The following is a 20,701-nucleotide window of genomic DNA, read 5'->3' as shown; positions in this document are numbered from 1 at the left end:
TTTTTTACTCTGAAGGGACAGGTGAGAGTCTAGACACACTTCGCAACAGTCCCGTTCCACAGATACATCCACGAGGCATTACGCAACCCCTCCTCTGAAAGAGGGCTTGTGGCGAGGGGATTCATCCCCGATCGAGTGCGCAGCACTCGCAAATCTGGCAGACGCGGTGTGTCAGTTTCACCGTGAACTCCGGTCTTGGGGCTGCTTCGCAGCCCATCGGGGATAAATCCCCTCACCACAAACTCACTCCAATGGAACGAGGTGCGATCAATAATCGAAGAACACCGTCTCCGCCTCGGTGCCCTGCAAAATCACATTCCACTGATAAACACCCGCCGCATCCGGCTTCGCCAGCAACGTCCCGCGGCGCTCCGCCGGCACACATTCCAGCAGCGGATCATTGACGTTCGCCGGATCGCCTTCGAAGTAGATGCGTGTCAGCAAGTGCTTGACCAGACCACGGGCAAACACCAGCACCACCAGATGCGGGGCCTGGGTCGAGCCCTTCAGGCCTTCGACCGTGCCCGGTTTGATCGTGGTGAAACGGAAGCGCCCTTCGGCGTCCACCGGCACCCGGCCAAAACCTTCGAAGTGCGGATCCAGCGGTTTGTCCTGCTCGTCTTCCGGGTGCGCGTACTTGCCGGCGGCGTTGGCCTGCCAGACTTCGAGCATCGCGTCGTTGACCACATCGCCGTTGCCGTCAACGACTTGGCCGGTGATCGCCACGCGCTCGCCGAGGGTTTGTTCGACCGCGAGGTTTTCGCGGTTCAGCCAGGTCAGGCCGATGTGGTAGTACGGCCCGACGGTGTGGGACGTGGTGGCAGTCAGCGTCATCTTATTTCTCCATCGGCGTGGCGTCGCGGCCGCGCAAGACGATGTCCCAGCGATAGCCGAGGGCGTAGGACGGAATGGTTTTTTCCAGATCGAAAGCGGCGATCAGACGTTCCTTGGCGGAGGTGTCCGGCACGCAGTTATAGATCGGGTCGTAGGCCAGCAGCGGGTCGCCGGGGAAATACATCTGCGTCACCAGACGGGTGAGGATGCTCGGCCCGAACAGCGAGAAATGGATGTGCGCCGGGCGCCACGCGTTGTGGTGGTTGCCCCACGGATAGGCGCCGGGCTTGATGGTCTGGAACTGATACCAGCCATCGGCGTCGGTCACGGTGCGGCCGGTGCCGGTGAAGTTCGGGTCCAGCGGTGCGTCGTGCAGGTCGCGCTTGTGGTTGTAGCGACCGGCGGCGTTGGCCTGCCAGATCTCCACCAGAATCCCCGGCACCGGCAGACCGTTTTCGTCGAGCACACGGCCGTGAATGATGATGCGCTCGCCCAACGGCTCGCCGTCGTGCTGCGCGGTCAGGTCGTTGTCTTTCTCGGCGACGCGTTCGGCACCGATGGTCGGGCCGGTGATCTCCGACAACGAATGCGGCAGAAACACCAACGGCTTGGACGGCGAGCGCAGGTTGGTGGATTGATACGTCGGGTGCAGGTACTCAGGCTGGGTGCCTTCCTGCGGACGACGGTAGCCAGGCTTGTCAGTCATTTCGCTTTCCTCAGTTCTTATCAGTCGACGCGCTGCGTCAGACGCGTTCGATGGCCAGAGCCAGACCCTGCCCGACGCCGACGCACATGGTCGCCAGACCTTTCTTGCCGCCGGTCTTTTCCAGCTGATGCAACGCAGTCAGCACCAGTCGCGCCCCGCTCATGCCCAGCGGATGGCCCAAGGCAATCGCGCCACCGTTCGGGTTGACCTGCGGCGCATCGTCGGCCAGACCCAATTCACGCAGCACTGCCAGGCCCTGGCTGGCGAAGGCTTCGTTGAGTTCGATCACATCGAAATCGCTGACCGCCACACCAAGACGCTCGATCAGTTTGCGCACCGCTGGCACCGGGCCGATGCCCATCACCCGAGGTGCGACACCGGCACTGGCCATGCCGAGCACTTTGGCGCGGGCGGTCAGGCCGTGTTTCTTCACCGCTTCGGCAGACGCGAGAATCAGCGCAGCAGCACCGTCGTTGACCCCGGACGCGTTGCCAGCGGTAACCGTCTTGTCCGGGCCGTTGACCGGTTTGAGTTTGGTCAGCGCTTCAAGCGTGGTGTCGGCGCGTGGATGCTCGTCCTGGCTGACCACGGTTTCGCCCTTCTTGTGGGCGATCCGCACTTCGACGATTTCCTCGGCGAAGTAGCCCGCCGCTTGTGCAGCGGCCGTGCGTTGCTGACTGCGCAGGGCGAAAGCGTCCTGATCGGCACGCGAAACCTTATAGTCGTCAGCGACGTTGTCGGCGGTTTGCGGCATCGCATCGACGCCGTACTGGGCTTTCATCAGCGGGTTGATGAAACGCCAGCCAATGGTGGTGTCTTCCAGTTTCATGTTGCGCGAGAACGCTGCGTCCGCCTTGCCCATCACGAACGGCGCGCGGGACATCGACTCGACGCCGCCGGCAATCGCCAGCTCCATCTCGCCGCTGGCAATCGCACGGAAAGCAGTGCCGATCGCGTCCATGCCCGAAGCGCAGAGACGGTTGAGGGTCACGCCCGGCACGCTGTCCGGCAAGCCCGCCAGCAGCAGCGCCATGCGCGCCACGTTGCGGTTGTCTTCACCAGCCTGGTTGGCGCAGCCGAGGAACACTTCGTCGATCGCGTTCCAGTCCACCGAGGGATTGCGTTCCATCAGCGCTTTGATCGGCACAGCGGCCAGGTCATCGGCACGCACGGCAGACAAACCGCCGCCAAAACGGCCGATGGGGGTACGAATCGCGTCGCAGATATATACGTCACGCATCATGCTTCTCCCGGTGCCTGGCCGTGGGCGGCGGCGGTGCGCGCTTCGAGATCGCGCAGGGCGGTCAGTTCGACTTCGGTCGGTGCCGCCGTGGTTTCAACGTTGTCGGCAAAACGAATGGCCCAACCGGTGGCGGCGACCACTTGCTCGCGGGTCACCCCTGGGTGCAGGGCGGTGACCACGAATTCGTGGGTGCCCTGCTCCGGTTCCATGATGCACAGGTCGGTAATGATCCCGACCGGGCCGGCACCCGGCAGGCCCAGACGCTTGCGCGAATCGCCGCCCTCGCCGTGACCGACCGAGGTAATGAAGTCGAGCTTGTCGACGAACGAACGCGCCGACTGCTTGAGGATAATCAACACGCTCTTCGCCGAACCGGCGATTTCCGGCGCGCCACCGGCACCCGGCAGGCGCACTTTCGGCGCGTGATAGTCGCCGACCACAGTGGTGTTGATGTTGCCGAAACGGTCGACCTGCGCCGCGCCGAGAAAACCGACGTCGATGCGCCCGCCTTGCAGCCAGTAGCGAAAAATCTCACCGGTCGGCACGACGGTGTCGGCGGTTTCCGCCAGTTCACCATCACCGATCGACAGCGGCAGCACGCTCGGCTTGGCGCCAATCGGACCCGATTCGTAGATCAGCACCACGTCCGGCGACGAAGTCAGGCGCGCAAGGTTGGCGGCTTTCGACGGCAGGCCGATGCCGACGAAGCACACCGAGCCGTTCTTCAGGCGACGGGCCGCAGCGACGGTCATCATTTCATTGGTGGTGTAAGTCATTACTTGGCCTCCGAAGCAGCGGCCAACTTGGCCTGAAACTCGCTGAAGTCAGCGCAGCCGTGGATGTATTCGTTGATCCACGCGGTAAACGTCTCACGGTCGCGGGCGATCGGATCCCACGCCTGATAGAAGCGATTGTCACGCTCGGTGTAACCGTGGGCGTAGGACGGATGCGCGCCGCCGGGTACGTGGCAAACCGCGCTCAAGGCCCAGGTCGGCAACACGCAAGCGTTCATCGGGGCGTTGAGGTTGTCGACGATTTCCTCGACGGTGACGATGCAGCGCTTGGCCGCCAGTGCCGCTTCTTTCTGCACGCCGAGAATGCCCCACAGCAGCACGTTGCCCTGACGGTCGGCTTTCTGCGCGTGGATCACGGTGACGTCCGGACGCACCGACGGCACGGCCGCCAGCACTTCACCGGTGAACGGGCAGGTCACGGACTTGATCAGCGGGTTGACCTTCGGCAGGTCGGAACCGGCGTAGGCCCGCAGCACGGCGAACGGTAGGCCGGAAGCGCCGGCGACGTAGGCATTGGCCAGGTCGGCGTGGCTGTGCTCTTCGATTTCCAGCGCATGCGGCCACTGCTTCTCGACCGCATCGCGCAGACGGTGCAGCGAACCCACACCCGGATTGCCGCCCCAGGAAAAGATCAGCTTGCGTGCACAACCGGCACCGATCAGTTGGTCGTAGATCAGGTCAGGCGTCATCCGCACCAGGGTCAGATCTTTCTTGCCCTGGCGAATGATTTCATGACCTGCCGCCGTAGGGATCAGGTGAGTGAAGCCTTCGAGCGCGACGGTGTCGCCGTCGTTGACGAATTGCTTCACCGCGTCGTGCAGCGAAAGGATCTCAGCCATGGAGCAGGCTCCCGTTTTTGTAGTGAATCGCCAGTGATAAAAAGGCGCGAGGTTCAGCGCCGGAGTCACTGAAGATTAAGCCGCTGAAAATCGCCAAACAATCCGATAATCGACTGAGTGTTCGTTTATCGAACGGATTGTTATCACCCTATCAATCACAAGCAAAAGCTTCGCGAGCAAGCCCGCTCCCACATTTGAAATGTGTTTTCCCTGTGGGAGCGGGCTTGCTCGCGAAGGCGCCGGAACATTCAACGCAAATCAAAATGACTCGACTCAAGTCGCATCCGCATGACTGACCATGCCTTTGATCACCACCGCCGTCGTCGCCAACGCCGCCGGAATCACCAGCGCCGTCAGCACCTGCTCGAAATTCCAGCCCAACCCCAGCAACGTCGCGCCCATCCACGCCCCGAGAATCGCGCCAAAGCGGCCAATCCCGAGCATCCACGAGACCCCGGTCGCGCGCCCCTGGGTCGGATAAAACCGTGCCGCCAATGAAGGCATCGCCGATTGCGCGCCGTTGACGCACATACCCGCCACCAACACCAAGGTCGCGAGCAGCGTGATGTTGCCCAGGCTCTGCCCCACCGCGTAGGCAAACACCCCGGCCAGCAGGTAGAACGTGCCGATGACCTTGTGCGGATTGAAGCGGTCCATCGCCCAACCCACAGCGACCGCACTCAACACCCCGCCAAACTGGAACAACGCGCCAATGAACGCCGCCTGCTCCATGCTCGCGCCGCTGTCACGCATCAGGGTCGGCAGCCAACTGGTCAGCAGATAAACGATGACCAGGCCCATGAAGTAGGTCAGCCACAGCAGCAAGGTGCCGACGCTGTAGGTGCCGGAGAAAATCACCGCGAACACATTGCGCGCCTTGACGGTTTTCTGTTCCGGCACGCTGAAACTCGAGGCCTGCGCGACGGTGACCGGATCGATTGGCGACAAGGTCTTGCGTACTTTGTCGGTGCCGCGATTGCGCACCACCAGAAAACGCGCCGACTCCGGCAGCCAGAACAGCAGCACCACCGCGAGGATCAGCGGCAGGATCCCGCCGATCAGCAGCAGGCTGTGCCAGCCGAACGCAGGGATCAGCTTCGCCGAAATGAAACCGCCACCGGCCATGCCGAGGTTGAAGCCGCAGAACATGCTGGTCACCAGCAAGGATTTCTTGCGCTCCGGGGTGTATTCCGAGAGCAGCGTGGTGGCGTTGGGCATGCCGGCGCCCAGACCGAGGCCGGTGAGGAAGCGCAACACCAGCAGTTGCTCGACGTTGGTGCTGTAGGCCGAGGCCAGGCTGAAAGCGCCGAACAGCAGCACCGCGCCAACCAGCACCACTTTGCGTCCGAAGCGGTCAGCCAGCGGGCCGGAACCCAATGCACCGAAGACCATGCCGATCAACGCGGCGCTCATTACCGGGCCAAGGCTGGCGCGGTCGATGCCCCAGTCCTGGGACAGTGCCGGCGCGATAAAACCCATCGCCGCGGTGTCGAGACCATCGAGAAATACAATCAGGAAACACAGGATCACCACCCGCCACTGATAGCGCGAGATCGGTTGGGCATTGATGAAGGTCTGCACATCGAGGCAGTTACCTACAGCGGACTCAGGCTGGTTCATTATTTTTATTCCACGCAAAAAACGCAGTCGAACGGCGGCCGGCCGAAGAGCGGCACGGTCACGAGAATAGAAGATCGAAATCAGGCGTTGCGGTGAATCCGGCAACAGGGAACGGAGCTGAGACAGTCGGGGAGCATGCGCATGGTGAGTTGCCTCTTGTCATTATTATGGGAGTCGACAATCCGGCAGGCTCATTCAAATCTGCGCCGGATGACGCTGCCGCGACATTAATGATCCGGGGCTTTTAGCGTCAATTCGATAAACGCAACACTGTGCGTTTATCGAACAGCTTCATCAGGCGAACAACTGCGCGCTGAGGTCGCGGCTGGCACTGAGCAGGCCCGGCAGGAAGCGTTGTTCCAGTTCGGTACGACTGACGCGACCGGCGTGGGTACTGACGTTGAGCGCCGCGACCACCTGGCCCGACGCATCGTAAACCGGCACGGCAATCGAACGCAGGCCTTGTTCGAGTTCCTGATCGACGATGCACCATCCCTGCTGCCGTACTTCCTGCAGGCATTCGAGCAGACTTTCGGGGGTGTGCAGCGTGCGGCTGGTCTTGGCCACCAGTTCGGCATGGTCGAGGTATTCGCGCAGCGAGGTGTCGTCCAGCGCCGCCAGCAGGATGCGGCCCATCGATGTGCAATAGGCCGGCAGACGCCCGCCCACCGACAGGTCCACCGAGATCAGCCGTTGCGTGGTCGCCGAGCGGGCGATGTACAGAATGTCGTCACCTTCGAGCGTGGCCATGTTGCAGGCTTCGTGCAGTTGCTCGCTCATGCGGTCGAGGTACGGCTGGGCCGACACCGCCAGCGGCGTCGACGACAGATACGCGTGGCCGAGGGTCAGCACTTTGGGCAACAACGAGTACGTGCGGCCATCGGTGGTGGCGTAACCCAGTTTGATCAGAGTGTGCAGGCAACGGCGCACAGCAGCGCGGGGAATTTCCGTGCGATGGCTGATCTGGGCGATGGTCAGGTGCCGCTTGCGCTCCTGAAACGCCTGCACCACCGCCAGGCCACGGGCCAGCGAGGTCATGAAATCCGGATCGCCGGTCAGCGCCTGGATGCGTTTGGCCGGCGAAGCGACGATCGGCGGCGCCACGGAGCTGAAGGAGTTGCGCATTTGATCGTTCATTTCTTGTCCTTGTTTCCGGCACGGATCAATGGCTATACAAGCGGCTCGCCGACGGATGTACAAGAGTCGAGTCGCCAACATCGGGCGATTATCGAACCGCCGACCGATTATCGCAATCCATCAGCCTCTGTCCTTCTTGGCTTCTTCATTCGTTCACCTGCCTCTTCATCCAACTTCGCATGCCTCATTAGTTGATCGACTTAATGGCGCCAGAAACTGAACGCGAGTCCTTAAAAGGTTTCGGCGAATTTCAACTAGCGATAAAACTTGTCAGTAACAAAACGATCACACATCCCGAACCGTTTTTAACTTGGCAAAGATAGTCATTCCCGAATCGACCGCTATAATGCACCTCAGTGGCGCCACGTTTTCACTGGCCGAGGGTGCCGCCTGCTGACCCGATGCCTATTGCCGTCAGCCCGGCCAGCGCCTGACGCTCATTATTCATGCACCGCCAGCGCGCTTGCTGAAACAGGAAACTGATGCTGCGTCAGTTTTAATCTGGTGCCGTAGCCGCCTGCAACATGGAAGTCTTGATCGCCCTGCCGATAACGCCAATGCCTGAACCGGCATGGCCCTTTGGTGGACGTGTTCAATCGACTCGTTGCCGTGCGTTTCACCAGATATTTATCTCAACTCAAACAGGTAGCACTGTGACGAAAGACGAACTGCGCGCGGAACTTGAGCGCCAGGAACAACGTTACAAGGAAGTTTACGGCGGGGAAGTCACCACCTACGCCGCGCAACCCGAACCGGAACGCAAGGCATGGCGCAAACGCCCCACCGTTCAGGATCAGGTTTTCCAGCAAGAACTGAAAAAGATGGAAGAAGAACTCAAAACCGAAGAGCCCTGAACGGGCGATCCTGAGATTTTCGAGGGTCTGCGTCGCCACCGGCTAAAAGCACGGTGACCCGACCATGCCTTGCGCGCCCGCTATCCGCGGGCAGCGGCCCACCTCCCCCGGCCTGCACGGGAAAGGAGCGTGTCTGACTCGTTTCAGAGATATTTCACACAAACGTTTGAGGCCCCTGCGCGCTCGACAAAACGCCTGCTGCCTGAAAGTTTTTCCAAGCCAATCAAGCACTTGAAAAACCCTGCAACACGCTCGGGCATTGCACCTTGCAACAATTTAATTCGACATTGATTGCTACCGATGAGCAGGTAGGGGATCGATTTCCAGTCTTTTCTGGCATAATCGCGCCCCCTTATGACCGGGTCAGAAAACCTTCATGATCGATTTATTCAGCGGACTGGATGCTTGGGTGCTTGTGAGCCTCTTGCTCGCCCTGACGTTTGTCCTCGCCTTCGAGTTCATCAATGGATTTCATGACACCGCTAACGCGGTAGCCACTGTTATCTACACCAAAGCCATGCCGCCTCACCTGGCGGTGTTCTTCTCCGGTGTGTTCAACTTCCTCGGCGTGTTGCTGGGCGGCGTTGGCGTGGCGTATGCCATTGTTCACCTGCTGCCGGTAGAACTGCTGATCAATGTGAACACCGGCCATGGCCTGGCGATGGTGTTCTCGTTGCTCGCCGCGGCGATCACCTGGAACCTGGGCACCTGGTACTTCGGTATCCCGGCCTCCAGTTCCCACACCCTGATCGGCTCGATCCTCGGCGTCGGCCTGGCCAATGCCCTGATCAACAACATCCCGTTGGCCGACGGCGTGAACTGGCAGAAAGCGATCGACATCGGCGCCTCGCTGGTGTTTTCGCCAATGGCTGGCTTCCTGATTGCCGCGCTGATCCTGATCGGCCTGAAGTGGTGGCGCCCGCTGTCGAAGATGCACAAGACCCCGGAACAGCGCCGCAAGATCGACGACAAAAAGCACCCGCCGTTCTGGAACCGTCTGGTTCTGGTGATTTCGGCCATGGCCGTGAGCTTCGTGCACGGTTCCAACGATGGCCAGAAAGGCATCGGCCTGATCATGCTGGTACTGATCGGTATCGTGCCTGCGCAGTTCGTCCTCGACCTGAGCAGCACCACCTACCAGATCGAGCGCACCCGCGACGCGACCCTGCACCTGAGCCAGTTCTACAAGCGCAATGCCGATTCTCTGGGCGAATTCCTGGCCCTGGGCAAAAGTGTTGAAGGCGATCTGCCGGAGAAATTCCGCTGCAACCCGCAGCAGACCGAACCGACCATCAACGCCCTGCTTGGCACCCTTAAAGGTGTAGCGGACTACCATTCGCTGTCCTCGGAAAGCCGCATCGAAGTCCGTCGCTACTTGCTGTGCCTGGACGACACCGCGAAGAAAGTCGGCAAGCTGCCAGGCCTCGAAGCGCGTGAGAAGGCTGACCTGGACAAACTGCGCAAAGACCTGACCACCACCACCGAATACGCCCCGTTCTGGGTGATTCTCGCGGTGGCCCTGGCCCTCGGCCTGGGTACCATGGTCGGCTGGAAACGCGTGGTACTGACCATCGGCGAGAAGATCGGCAAGCAGGGCATGACCTACTCTCAGGGCATGTCGGCGCAGATCACTACCGCCAGTTTGATCGGTATGGCCAACATCTTCAGCCTGCCAGTGTCCACCACTCACGTGCTGTCCTCGGGCGTGGCGGGCACCATGGTCGCCAACAAGAGCGGCCTGCAGGGTGGGACTGTTCGCACTATCCTGCTGGCGTGGGTTCTGACCTTGCCGGCGACTGTGGCGCTGTCGGCTGGGTTGTTCTGGCTGGCGTCCAAAGCGTTGGGTAGCTGATAGACCGCAGCACATGAGAAAGGCGCGATTCTTGAGGATCGCGCCTTTTTTTTTGGGTTTGGTTTTGTGAGCATATCCGTTGCTGCGGTAACGGCCTCCTATGGTTCCGCCCTTACGGCGGGTCACTTTTTCCAAACGCCGAAAAAGTAACCAAAAAGGCTTCCCCCGGCGTACGGCACTTCGCTTAGGCTCAGTGTTCCCTCGCTACGGTGTCCATCAGGGGGCATCGCCTCCGGTTTGCTTCGCTGCACCTCCTCTCGATGTATGCGGCTTCGCCGCATGGCGCTGCGCGCCTAACCCCCTGATGGACACCTTCGCTCGGCCTGCCGAAGGGGCTGAAGATCAAAAGCCACATCAAGAGCAAGAGCCAAGGCCAAAGCCAAAGCCAAAGCCAAAGCCAAAGCCAAAGCCAAAGCCAAAGCCAAAGCAGATCAAAAGATCGCAGCCTTCGGCAGCTCCTACTTGAGATTGGGTATTTTCAGTTGGAGATTGGTTGGCTGACAGGACGCCTTCGCGAGCAAGCCCGCTCCCACAGTTGGAGTGGGTGTATTCAGTTGGAGATCGGTCGGCTCGTAGGCCGCCATCGCCAGCAGGCTGGCTCCTACAAAAAAGCAAAAGCCGAGCGCACGCTTTTCCACCACTCAACACGATGAGCGTTAGCTCGAGTAAAGCTTTTGATCTGAGGGCCCGTCGGCAGGCTGAGTGGAGGGATTTGTCCGGGGGTGGGAGCGCAGCGACCGTTTGGCGCAGCCAAACACAGCGAGAGGAGGTGCAGCGAAGCAAACCGTAGGCGCTGCCCCCCGGATGAATCCCGCAGCGAAGGAACCCGAGCCTAAGCGAGGGCCGAACGTCAGGGTAAAGCCTTTTGGGTTACCTTTTCGGCGTTTGGAAAAGGTGACCCGCCGTAAGGGCGGAACCGTAATAAGCAACACCCGCAGCAACGGATATACACCCAAAACCCCAAGAACATGGTCGGCCCAGCGGCCGCCAAAAACACAAAAAAAAAGGGCAACCGAAGTTGCCCAAAATGCCTTGCGTGCTCATCAAACCCGGAAAGACCTACTTCTTGCGCTTATTCGCATCCTTCCAGATAAAAAATCCAAACCCTGCAAAAAACAGAACCATGAGCCCCACGGTCAGAACCCCGGCAAACACCACGTTATCGAAAAACATGACTGTGGCCTCCTGGCCCCTGCTTTGCTGCGATGGAGCTAAGTTAACCAATCGCGCAGGCGCAGAAATTGACCAGGATCAAGTCCGGACAACACAGAAGGCAAAGGCGGGAAATAACTGACCTGCATCAAAGGATGCAGGGGAAGATCAACGCTTTTTCGGTTTCTTTTTCGGCTTTTTCTGAGCTTTTCCCAACGGCATGGCTTGCTCGAAGGCCTTGCGCACTTCGTTCAGCCGCTTTTCGTTGAGATCATGCACACGCTTGGCGCGCTCGGTGCCGAGGTCGATCAGTTTTTCATCTTGGCTCATGACGTTCAGCGCATCACTTGAAGAAAACACAACTGCCGCATCAGAGGCAGGACTGCGCCAATCATGCAGCCTGACGCCAGCGCTCGACAACAATTGATGTAAATAAGCAGACTCAGATCTCGATATCGACCCATAAGCCCTGACGCGGCTGATCTTCCATCAGCGGCACCACCGGCACCGTGTTGTCGGCATTCAGTTCGGTACCCGGCACGGCCAGATGTTCTTCCGGGTCTTCGTCGGCTTCGCGACGGCGACGATCACGCTCCTGTTGGCGACGCTGTTCTTCGCGCGCCAGCAGTCGATCCTCTTCCGGGTCGCGTTTTTGCAGGTCGATCGTGCTTTCGTTGGAGCTTTCCTGCACCGGCACCACCGGAGGAATGTCCGGCCGCTGGCGAATCGGATCCTGCTGGGAAGTGATCGGCACAGCGCTCAGGGGGAGCATCGGTGGCAGCATATAAAGGGTCTCCTGTCAGCAGGCTATCGGCTGCGGCAAAGGCGCCTTGAGCCATCCGTCGCAAATCTGTGATCGGGTTGGCACTGCAGGAACTGCCGCAGGCTGCGATCTTTTAATCGGACATCACAAAACTCAAGTGTTTCCAAAGATCAGAAGATCGCTGTCTGCGGCAGCTTCTGCCCAGTAATCTTTGGCCCTGGAGCCTGCATTCCGTTAAGATAGCCCGCTTTTTCAAGGTGGGAGTCAGGCAGCATGGCGCAGCAGTATCAACCGGGGCAACGCTGGATCAGTGACAGCGAAGCAGAGCTTGGTTTAGGCACCGTTCTGGCACAGGACGGCCGCTTGTTGACCGTGCTTTACCCGGCCACTGGCGAAACCCGCCAGTACGCGCTACGGAATGCGCCCCTCACCCGCGTGCGGTTCTCGCCGGGTGACACCATTACCCACTTCGAAGGCTGGAAGATGACCGTGCGCGAAGTCGACGACGTCGACGGGCTGATGGTCTATCACGGCCTCAACGGGCAGAACGAAGCCGTCACCCTGCCGGAAACCCAGCTGTCGAACTTCATTCAGTTCCGCCTGGCCAGCGATCGTCTGTTCGCCGGGCAGATCGACCCGCTGTCGTGGTTCTCCCTGCGCTACAACACCCTGGAACACACCAGCCGCCAGTTGCAGTCTTCGCTCTGGGGCCTGGGCGGCGTGCGTGCGCAACCGATCGCGCACCAGTTGCACATCGCCCGTGAAGTCGCCGACCGTATCGCGCCGCGGGTTCTGCTGGCGGACGAAGTGGGTCTGGGGAAAACCATCGAAGCCGGTCTGGTGATCCATCGCCAACTGCTCTCTGGCCGCGCCAACCGTGTGCTGATCCTGGTGCCGGAAAACCTGCAGCACCAGTGGCTGGTGGAAATGCGCCGCCGCTTCAACCTGCAGGTGGCGCTGTTCGACGAAGAACGCTTCATCGAAAGCGATGCCACCAACCCGTTCGAAGACACCCAACTGGCATTGGTTGCCCTGGAGTGGCTGGTCGAAGACGAGAAGGCGCAGGACGCCTTGTTCGCCGCCGGCTGGGACCTGATGGTGGTCGACGAAGCCCACCACCTGGTGTGGCACGAAGACAAGGCCAGCCCCGAGTATTCGCTGGTCGAACAACTGGCTGAAGTGATTCCCGGCGTGCTGCTGCTCACCGCGACCCCGGAACAGCTCGGTCAGGACAGCCACTTCGCCCGTCTGCGCCTGCTCGATCCGAACCGTTTCCATGACCTGGCCGCGTTCCGCGCCGAGAGCGAGAACTATCGCCCGGTGGCCGAAGCCGTTCAGGAACTGCTCGACAAGGGGCGCCTGTCGCCGGAAGCGCACAAGACCATCCACGGTTTCCTCGGCAACGAAGGCGAAGCCCTGCTGACTGCGGTCAACGATGGCGATAGCGAAGCCAGCGCCCGTCTGGTGCGCGAGCTGCTCGACCGCCACGGCACCGGCCGCGTGCTGTTCCGTAACACCCGCGCCGCGGTGCAGGGTTTCCCGGAGCGCAAACTGCACCCGTACCCGCTGCCATGCCCGGACGAATACCTCGAACTGCCGCTGGGCGATCACGCCGAGCTGTACCCGGAAGTCAGCTTCCAGGCCCAGCCGGACGCCAGCGAAGAAGAGCGCTGGTGGAAATTCGACCCGCGCGTCGAGTGGCTGATCGATCAGCTGAAAATGCTCAAGCGCACCAAAGTGCTGGTGATCTGCGCCCACGCCGAAACCGCGATGGACCTGGAAGACGCGCTGCGCGTGCGTTCCGGCATCCCGGCCACGGTGTTCCATGAAGGCATGAACATCCTTGAGCGTGACCGCGCCGCCGCCTACTTTGCCGATGAAGAGTTCGGCGCGCAGGTGCTGATCTGCTCGGAAATCGGCAGTGAAGGTCGCAACTTCCAATTCGCTCACCACCTGGTGCTGTTCGATCTGCCGTCGCACCCGGACCTGCTCGAGCAACGTATCGGGCGTCTCGACCGGATCGGCCAGAAGCACATCATCGAACTGCACGTGCCGTACCTGGAAACCAGCCCGCAAGAGCGTCTGTTCCAGTGGTACCACGAAGCGCTGAACGCGTTCCTCAACACCTGCCCGACCGGCAACGCCTTGCAGCACCAGTTCGGCCCGCGCCTGCTGCCGCTGCTCGAAGAAGCCGATGACGGCGAATGGCAAGCGCTGATCGACGAAGCGCGCACCGAGCGTGAGCGTCTGGAAGCCGAGCTGCACACCGGCCGCGACCGTCTGCTGGAGCTGAACTCCGGCGGTTCGGGCGAAGGCGATCAGTTGGTCGAGGACATCCTTGAGCAAGACGATCAGTTCGCCCTGCCGATCTATATGGAAACCCTGTTCGACGCGTTCGGCATCGACAGCGAAGACCATTCGGAAAACGCCCTGATCCTCAAGCCGAGCGAGAAGATGCTCGACGCCAGCTTCCCGCTGGGCGATGACGAAGGCGTGACCATCACCTACGACCGCAACCAGGCGCTGTCGCGCGAAGACATGCAGTTCATCACCTGGGAACACCCGATGGTGCAGGGCGGCATGGACCTGGTGCTGTCCGGCTCGATGGGCAACACCGCCGTCGCCCTGATCAAGAACAAGGCGCTGAAACCGGGCACCGTGCTGCTGGAACTGCTCTACGTCAGCGAAGTGGTTGCACCGCGCTCGCTGCAACTGGGCCGCTACCTGCCGCCGGCCGCCCTGCGCTGCCTGCTCGACGCCAACGGCAACGATCTGTCGGCCCGCGTCTCGTTCGAAACCTTGAACGATCAACTGGAAAGCGTGCCCCGCGCCAGCGCCAACAAGTTCATCCAGGCCCAGCGCGATCAGCTGACGCCACGGATCAACGCCGGTGAAGACAAGATCACCCCGCGTCACGCCGAGCGCGTGGCCGAGGCCCGTCGTCGTCTAGCGGCGGACACCGACGAAGAACTGGCGCGCCTGACCGCGTTGCAAGCAGTCAACCCGACCGTGCGCGACAGCGAACTGGATGCGTTGCGCAAGCAGCGTGAACTGGGTCTGGCGATGCTGGATAAAGCGGCATTGCGTCTGGAAGCGATACGGGTGTTGGTGGCGGGTTAAGTCCCCCGCTCTACCGCTATAAATGAAGAGGCCCGCAGCGATGCGGGCCTTTTTGTTTGTCTGGTATTTATCGGCTGATGCTGATGGCCCTTTCGCGAGCAAGCCCGCTCCCACAGTTGACCGAGTTGTTTCAGGAAGCAATGCGGTCGAATGTGGGAGCTGGATGCATTGCGTCTGGAAGCGATACGGGTGCTGGTGGCGGGTTAAGTCCCCGCTCTAGCGCTATAAATGAATAGGCCCGCAGTGATGCGGGCCTTTTTTTTGTCTGCTATTTATCAGTTGATGCTGATGACCCCTTCGCGAGCAAGCCCGCTCCCACAGTTTGGAATGCGTTCCCATGTGGGAGCGGGCTTGCTCGCGAAGGCGGTTATGCAGTCGCCACAGAAACATCAGGCTCAACCACTGCCACCAACCCCTCCTTCATCCGCTGCGCATCCCGCACAAAACACCGCGCCGCCAGAAACAGAAACACCATGGTGAAGAACAGCGCCACCGGAATCAGGTACATCGCGTCATGCAGCCCCACAGCCTTGAACGCCTCAGTCATCTGCTCGGCCCCCGCCGAGAGCATCGCCGATTTGGCGAAATGATCGGACAAGGCCCCCACCACCACTGGCCCCAAACCGCCGCCGAGCAGGTACAGCCCGGCAAAGAACAGCGCCATCGCCGTGGCCCGCAGGCGCGGTTCGACCACGTCCTGAATCGCCGTGTACACGCAGGTGTAGAAGTTATAGGCAAACAGCCAGCCGACGCTGAACACCGCGACGAACACGCCGATCTCGACCCGTCCGGCGTGCAGCGCCCACGCGGTGCACAGGGTCGAGATGATCAGGCTGAAGCCGGCAAACAGCAGCCGGCCGTTGGCGACTCGTTGATGAATCTTGTCAGCGATCCAGCCGCCGAGGGTCAGACCGATCAACCCGGTGACACCGACGATCACGCCGGTCGCCACCGCCGCCTCCTGCAACGGCATCAGGAAGTAGCGCTGCAGCATCGGCACCAGAAACGAGTTGCAGGCATAGGTGGCGAAGTTGAAGCACAAACCGGCCATCACCAGCCACAGGAATGTCGGCACCGCCAGCACCCGGCGGATAGGCTTGTCGACTCTCTCTTGGGACACCTGCACGGTTTCCGCCGCGCCGCGTTTGGGTTCCTTGATGAAGAACATGAACACCGCGAGGATCAGCCCCGGCACCGCCGCGATAAAGAACGGCGCGCGCCAGCTGTCGAAGGCCTTGACCATCGCGCCGATGGTGAAGAATGCCAGCAACAGGCCCAACGGCAGGCCGAGCATGAAAATACCCATGGCCCGCGCCCGACGGTGCGCCGGGAACAGGTCACCGATCAACGAGTTGGCGGCCGGCGCGTAACTGGCCTCGCCAATGCCGATGCCCATGCGCACCAGCAGAAAACTCCAGAAACTGCCGACCAGCCCGTTGACCGCCGTCAGCGCGCTCCAGGTCGCCAGGCCCCAGCCCATCAATTTGCTGCGCGAACCGGTATCGGCCATGCGTCCCAACGGCAGGCCGGCGATCGCATAAACCAGGGTGAACGCGGTGCCGACGATTCCCAGTTGAAAATCGCTGAGGTGCCATTCCATGCGGATCGGCTCGATGATGATCGCCGGAATGGTGCGGTCGAAGAAATTGAACAGGTTGGCAAGGAATAACAGGAACAGAATGCGCCAGGCATTCGCCGCTTGGGTCGAGTTCTGCATGGGTCCGTCTCTTTATTGTTATGTGGGCTTCACTGCCGACGCATCCGAGCCCGGAACCTGCAATCTAGACAGGCCTGCCGGGGCTGTCTGTGATCATTCGTCAAGCTGATAACGAGGCATGGCACTGTAAAGAAACGTAAGCCCTTGATAAGTCAGCAATCCCCCATAAACCTGGGGTTTTGCGGCAAAATCCGGCTACAAAAAAATACTTTCGCGCCCCCCTTCCCAAGTTCATGGCGAAGCCTAGAATAGCCGCCGGATCCGTCCGGATTCGCCGATCAACCCCTTTGATACCCTCCCCATGTCCGAAGTCAGTCCGTGTCTGAATTGCGGTGCCTGCTGTTCCCATTTTCGCGTGTCTTTTTTCTGGGGTGAATGCGCCTCCTCCGGCGGTACGGTGCCCGATGAACTGGTGACGCAGATCAGTCCCAGTCGGGTAGCGATGAACGGCACCGACTGCAAATCGCCGCGGTGTACGGCGTTGATCGGTGAAGTGGGCAGTAACGTGCAGTGCTCGATTTACGAGCAACGCTCCAGTCCCTGCCGCGAATTCGATGCTTCCTGGGAATACGGCGAACAGAATGTCGATTGCGACAAGGCGCGCGCCCGCTTCGGCTTGCCGCCGCTCGAACCGGAATGGAATCAGATCCCTTACGACCAAAGCGCCTGATGGTTTAGCGCCAATCGCTATAACGCTCATGCCGAAATGGTTGGCGCCAATGTGCCACTACCGCTTGCATGGCAAAAACCGCCTCTATACTCCTCTCATTCGCCTGCGTTGCTGACGCAGCAGGGACGACTTCACAGACGGGGATGCTATGGAGTGGCTTGGTTTGCAGTTTGTTACCGAGCTGCCGCAGAGCGGGCAGGTCATTCTCGATTGCACACACAATCCCTTGCTGGTGCTGGTGGCCTATCTGGTCGCCTGCGCCGCGAGTTTTGCCACCCTCGACATGGCCGAGCGGGTTGGCCACGCCGAAGATCCGGGTTCGCAACGGGTCTGGCGCTGGATCGGCGCCACCTGTCTGGCTGGCGGCATCTGGGCCATGCACTTCATCGCCATGCTGGCATTCCAGGCGCCGCTGGAAATCCATTACGAACTGGCCACCACCCTGTTTTCCCTGGTGATCGCCCTGCTCGCCTCATGGCTGGCGATGCACACCCTGAGCGTGCCTCATCCCTCGCTGATGCAATACCTGAAAACCGCCATCGTCATTGGCCTGGGCATCGCCGGCATGCATTACGTCGGCATGGCGGCGATGCACTCGGTGGCCACTGCGTATTACCAGCCGCTGCTGTTCTGCCTGTCGATCGTGATTGCCATCGGCGCCAGCTTCGCCGCGCTGTGGGTCGCCGGTTATCTGCGTGAAGGCAGCGGCCGTTTTCATCAGTTGCTCAAATACACCGCCGCAGTGATCCTCGGCGCCGGCATCATCAGCATGCACTTCACCGGCATGGCCGCGTTGAATCTGGTGGTGCCCGAGGGCGCAGTGCCGCCCCTGAGTGGCGAAACCAATTACCTGCAACTGGGCCTGACCGTCGCATTGATCATCCTGCTGATTCTCGGCAGCGCGATCAGCGCGGCACTCGCCGACAAGAAACTGCAAAGCAAGGAACACGATCTGCGCCGGGTCAACGCCCTGCTCGGCCAGCTCGATCAGGCGCGGATGTCATTGCAGCAAGTGGCCAATTACGACGCGCTGACCAACCTGATCAACCGCCGCGGTTTCAACCAGCTTTTCGCCGAGAAACTCAACCAGAAAACCAGCGAGGGCGGCATGCTCGCGGTGATGTTTCTCGACATCGACCACTTCAAGCGAATCAACGACAGCCTCGGCCATGACGCCGGCGACGCCCTGCTCAAAGTCATCGCCAATCACATCAAAGGCTCGGTGCGCAGCCATGAAGACGTGGTCGCCCGCTTCGGCGGTGACGAGTTCTGCATCCTGATCAGCCTGCGTGAACGTGAGGAAGCGCGCAACATGGCGCAACGGATCATGCTGAAAATGAAGGAGCCGATCGAACTGGCCGGCCGCCGTATGGTGATGACCACCAGCATCGGCATCAGCCTGTTCCCGGACGACGGCACCACCTGCGAAGAACTGCTCAAGCACGCGGATCTGGCGCTGTATCAATCCAAGGGCGCCGGGCGTAACGGCCTGCATTTTTTCAGTGCCAACATGAAGACCCGCGCCAGCCTCGAACTGCAATTGGAAGAAGAACTGCGCCAGGCCCTGCGCGAAGAAAACGGGCTGACGCTGTATTACCAACCGATCTTCGAACTGAAAACCGGTCGAGTGACCAAACTCGAAGCGCTGATCCGCTGGCAGCATCCGGTGCATGGCTTGCTGGCCCCGGATCGCTTCATCGCGATTGCCGAAACCAATGGCCTGATCGCCGAACTGGATAACTGGGTGTTGCGCCGGGCCTGCACTGACCTTGGCGAACTGACGCGGCATGGCTGCAACGACCTGAAAATCGCCTGGAACTGCTCGCCGCTCAACCTTGCCCGGGAAGAGCTGGCCGATGAGATCGAAAGCGCACTGCGCAGCGCTGGCGTTGCGCCGGAACGGCTGGAACTGGAAGTCACCGAAAACGCGCTGATGGGCAACATCGCCAACACCCTGGTGCTGCTGCGGCAGATCCGCGCCCTCGGCGTCTCGCTGTCGATCGACGACTTCGGCACCGGCTATTCGTCGCTGGCCTACCTCAAGCGTCTGCCGCTCAATACGCTGAAAATCGACCGCTCGTTCATCCTCGACATTCCCAAGGCGACCGCCGACATGGAGATCGTCCAGGCGATCATCGTCATGGCCCACACCCTGCATTTGCAGGTGGTGACCGAAGGCGTGGAGAGCCTGGAACAGTACGAATTCCTCGAGCGCTCAGGCTGCGATTTCATTCAGGGCTACCTGCTCAGCCGCCCGGTGCCGCTGGACGAGTTACGCCCGGTGCTGGAAGAAATCAATCAGCGCAAACACTCGCACGCGGTCAATCCGTTGAGTCTGGCGCGCGGTACATTTGTACCAGTGTCGCTGGATCCTTCTGCAAAAAGCCCTGCGCCCCATGCAGGCGCATCAATTGTGCGGCCAATCCGCTGATCGGCGTGGCCGAGCCTTGTTCGCGGGAGAATTTCACTGCGGTATCGAGGTCCTTGAGCAGCGTGCGTACGTGCCATTTCACCGGTTCAAAACGGCTCTCGGCCATTTGCGGGGCGAGGATCTGCAACGGTTTCGAATCGGCAAAACCACCGGCCAGCGCTTCGGCAATCAGGCTCGCATCGACCCCGGCCTGTTCGGCCAGCGCCACTACTTCGGCGATCACCAGCGCATTACAGGCGACGATCATCTGGTTGCAAGCCTTGGTGACCTGCCCGGCGCCGATGCCACCCATGTGCGTGACCCGTTGACCAAGGTTGAGCAGCACCGGGCGCACCCGCTCCAGATCCGCCACCGCGCCGCCGACCATGATCGCCAGACTGCCGGCCTCGGCACCCACCACGCCGCCGGACACCGGTGAGTCGAGCCAGCTCATCCCGGTCTTGTCGGCCAACTCGGTGGCCAATTCGCGGGTAGCGGTCGGTTCGAGGCTGGAAAAGTCCACCAGCAACTGGCCGCTTTTCGCACCTTCAGCGACACCCCCGGCGCCAAACACCACCTCGCGCACCACCGCCGTGTCGGCCAGACAGAGCATCACCACGTCCGCGTGTTCGCACAGTTCAGCGGGGCTTGCCACCTGCCGGGCGCCAGCTTCGACCAGTGGCGCGCACTTGGCCGGGTTGCGATTCCACACGGTCAACGGGTAGCCGGCAGCCAGCAAACGGCGGCACATCGGCAGGCCCATCAGGCCGATTCCGGCAAAACCCAACGAAGGGAGCGTTGACATCATTTCGCCTCTTTTTGATTAAAGATCACTGAATAATGGCCGATTCATGAGCGATCAGGAAAGGATTCCCCCGTGCGACGATCAGGCCAAGCCCCTGACGCCCGGGCCAAATTCGCGCAATAAAAGACGCGAGATCTTATTCCGTGAGGCTCGCTGACACTGGTCAGCGGACCAACCAGTCCAGG

The 20,701-nt window shown here is 60.8% G+C and carries 17 protein-coding genes; 5 read left to right on the top strand and 12 right to left on the bottom strand.

All coding sequences use genetic code 11. The features are described from left to right. Positions 1-267 precede the first annotated feature (267 nt). The 7 genes from pcaG to pcaR form a co-directional block, all read right to left on the bottom strand. A complete protein-coding gene (gene pcaG / locus KCG87_RS10290; protein ID WP_003222412.1) occupies positions 268-834 on the bottom strand; it encodes a protocatechuate 3,4-dioxygenase subunit alpha in 567 nt (188 codons plus the stop codon). A gap of 1 nt (position 835) precedes the next feature. Continuing rightward, positions 836-1,540, bottom strand: a complete 705-nt coding sequence (gene pcaH / locus KCG87_RS10285; protein WP_027614394.1) for a protocatechuate 3,4-dioxygenase subunit beta — start codon at positions 1,538-1,540, stop codon at positions 836-838. A gap of 37 nt (positions 1,541-1,577) precedes the next feature. Further along, positions 1,578-2,783: a 3-oxoadipyl-CoA thiolase gene (gene pcaF / locus KCG87_RS10280; RefSeq protein ID WP_177408942.1), complete on the bottom strand. Its 1,206-nt coding sequence runs from the start codon at positions 2,781-2,783 to the stop codon at positions 1,578-1,580. After that, positions 2,780-3,559, bottom strand: a complete 780-nt coding sequence (locus KCG87_RS10275; RefSeq protein WP_027614392.1) for a CoA-transferase subunit beta — start codon at positions 3,557-3,559, stop codon at positions 2,780-2,782. Before KCG87_RS10275 ends, pcaF begins: the two co-directional genes overlap by 4 nt. After that, a complete protein-coding gene (locus KCG87_RS10270) occupies positions 3,559-4,416 on the bottom strand; it encodes a CoA transferase subunit A (RefSeq protein WP_003222404.1) in 858 nt (285 codons plus the stop codon). The genes KCG87_RS10275 and KCG87_RS10270 overlap by 1 nt, the downstream gene beginning before the upstream one ends. A 273-nt stretch (positions 4,417-4,689) precedes the next feature. After that, positions 4,690-6,036, bottom strand: a complete 1,347-nt coding sequence (locus KCG87_RS10265; protein ID WP_098967582.1) for an MFS transporter — start codon at positions 6,034-6,036, stop codon at positions 4,690-4,692. Between the two features lie 294 nt (positions 6,037-6,330). Continuing rightward, entirely contained in the window at positions 6,331-7,173 is an 843-nt protein-coding gene (pcaR, locus tag KCG87_RS10260) for a pca regulon transcriptional regulator PcaR (RefSeq protein WP_098967581.1), read from the bottom strand. Between the two features lie 653 nt (positions 7,174-7,826). Between pcaR and KCG87_RS10255 the strand changes: the two genes are divergently transcribed. Together KCG87_RS10255 and KCG87_RS10250 are read left to right on the top strand one after the other, a co-directional pair. Beyond that, entirely contained in the window at positions 7,827-8,027 is a 201-nt protein-coding gene (locus tag KCG87_RS10255; RefSeq protein WP_003222398.1) for a hypothetical protein, read from the top strand. 376 nt (positions 8,028-8,403) lie between these two features. Then, positions 8,404-9,879, top strand: coding sequence for an inorganic phosphate transporter (locus KCG87_RS10250; RefSeq protein WP_003222397.1), 1,476 nt, complete (start codon positions 8,404-8,406; stop codon positions 9,877-9,879). Between the two features lie 1,059 nt (positions 9,880-10,938). Here KCG87_RS10250 and ccoM read toward each other — a convergent pair. The 3 genes from ccoM to KCG87_RS10240 form a co-directional block, all read right to left on the bottom strand. Further along, a complete protein-coding gene (ccoM, locus tag KCG87_RS27565) occupies positions 10,939-11,052 on the bottom strand; it encodes a cytochrome c oxidase subunit CcoM (protein ID WP_003222396.1) in 114 nt (37 codons plus the stop codon). Positions 11,053-11,199: 147 nt separating this feature from the next. Beyond that, a complete protein-coding gene (locus tag KCG87_RS10245) occupies positions 11,200-11,361 on the bottom strand; it encodes a hypothetical protein (protein ID WP_096797040.1) in 162 nt (53 codons plus the stop codon). A gap of 112 nt (positions 11,362-11,473) precedes the next feature. After that, positions 11,474-11,815 carry a hypothetical protein gene (locus KCG87_RS10240; protein ID WP_003222394.1) on the bottom strand — a complete coding sequence of 114 codons (342 nt, stop codon included), beginning with the start codon at positions 11,813-11,815 and terminating at the stop codon, positions 11,474-11,476. Between the two features lie 252 nt (positions 11,816-12,067). Between KCG87_RS10240 and rapA the strand changes: the two genes are divergently transcribed. Then, a complete protein-coding gene (gene rapA, locus KCG87_RS10235) occupies positions 12,068-14,914 on the top strand; it encodes an RNA polymerase-associated protein RapA (RefSeq protein ID WP_150370417.1) in 2,847 nt (948 codons plus the stop codon). 367 nt (positions 14,915-15,281) lie between these two features. Here the strand turns inward: rapA and KCG87_RS10230 are convergent, their stop codons facing one another. After that, entirely contained in the window at positions 15,282-16,631 is a 1,350-nt protein-coding gene (locus KCG87_RS10230) for an MFS transporter (RefSeq protein ID WP_027614388.1), read from the bottom strand. Positions 16,632-16,932: 301 nt separating this feature from the next. On the opposite strand from KCG87_RS10230, the gene KCG87_RS10225 reads away from it, so the two are divergent. Together KCG87_RS10225 and KCG87_RS10220 are read left to right on the top strand one after the other, a co-directional pair. Beyond that, a complete protein-coding gene (locus KCG87_RS10225; protein ID WP_098967577.1) occupies positions 16,933-17,301 on the top strand; it encodes a YkgJ family cysteine cluster protein in 369 nt (122 codons plus the stop codon). 148 nt (positions 17,302-17,449) lie between these two features. Further along, positions 17,450-19,732 (top strand): bifunctional diguanylate cyclase/phosphodiesterase, encoded by a 2,283-nt coding sequence (locus KCG87_RS10220; RefSeq protein ID WP_210557962.1) that lies wholly within the window; start codon positions 17,450-17,452, stop codon positions 19,730-19,732. Here KCG87_RS10220 and KCG87_RS10215 read toward each other — a convergent pair. After that, complete coding sequence (locus tag KCG87_RS10215; RefSeq protein WP_210557965.1) at positions 19,623-20,519, bottom strand: NAD(P)-dependent oxidoreductase; 897 nt, start codon at positions 20,517-20,519, stop codon at positions 19,623-19,625. The two genes, KCG87_RS10220 and KCG87_RS10215, sit on opposite strands and share 110 nt — an antisense overlap. Positions 20,520-20,701: the final 182 nt, after the last annotated feature.

It is taken from the genome of Pseudomonas sp. MWU347 (genome assembly GCF_017947305.1).
In the GTDB taxonomy this organism is placed as follows: Bacteria; Pseudomonadota; Gammaproteobacteria; order Pseudomonadales; family Pseudomonadaceae; genus Aquipseudomonas; species Aquipseudomonas putida_A.
Note: the sequence above shows the minus strand (reverse complement) of the source record. Positions and strands in the feature narration are given on the sequence as shown.